Here is a 566-nt window from a genome sequence, read left to right as displayed (position 1 = left end):
GTTTCAAACAATAAAAGGACTTAAAAATGATTCTAAATCACGTCTCAGTTGGCGCTTCTGATGTGGCAAAAGCGGTTGGTTTTTATGACTCAGTTCTTTCTACGTTGTCTATTAAGCGTGCTCATTATATAGAAAATATCGCAGCGGCTTATGGTGAAAATTTTGAATTTTGGGTCGGAAGCCCTTGTGAAGGAAAAGCTACATCAAGTAATGGCGCTCATGTTGCTTTCAATGCACCTTCAAAAGAAGCTGTTGATCAGTTCTATGCTACAGCCATTGAATTGGGTGGCTCATGCGCAGGTAAACCAGGTTTAAGGCCGGAGTATGGTGAAGCTTACTATGCTGCATTTGTTCGTGACTTAGACGGAAACAAAATCGAAGCAGTTTCAATGTAGCTTCGAGTACGCATATAACAATCAATTTAAGAGGGATTCCCAACGCTTAGCATTTTGGGTTCTACTTCAAATTAAGTGTTTATGGCACAATGCTTTAAGTTGGGTGGTAGCGTTGCTCACCCCTTAATTGGGCGTTATGTTTAATCACGTCAAATCAGTTGGTTGTATCTT

At 40.3% G+C, this 566-nt stretch carries 1 protein-coding gene; it reads left to right on the top strand.

The annotated features are described in order from the left end of the window. Positions 1-26: 26 nt before the first annotated feature. On the top strand, positions 27-395 hold the full coding sequence (locus FC652_RS20195) for a VOC family protein (protein ID WP_176299912.1): 369 nt from the start codon (positions 27-29) through the stop codon (positions 393-395). The last annotated feature ends 171 nt before the right edge of the window (positions 396-566 follow it).

The organism is Vibrio sp. 05-20-BW147 (assembly GCF_013369385.1).
In the GTDB taxonomy this organism is placed as follows: domain Bacteria; phylum Pseudomonadota; class Gammaproteobacteria; order Enterobacterales; family Vibrionaceae; genus Vibrio; species Vibrio floridensis.
The sequence above is the reverse complement of the archived record's forward strand: the minus strand, read 5'-3'. Positions and strand labels throughout refer to the sequence as shown.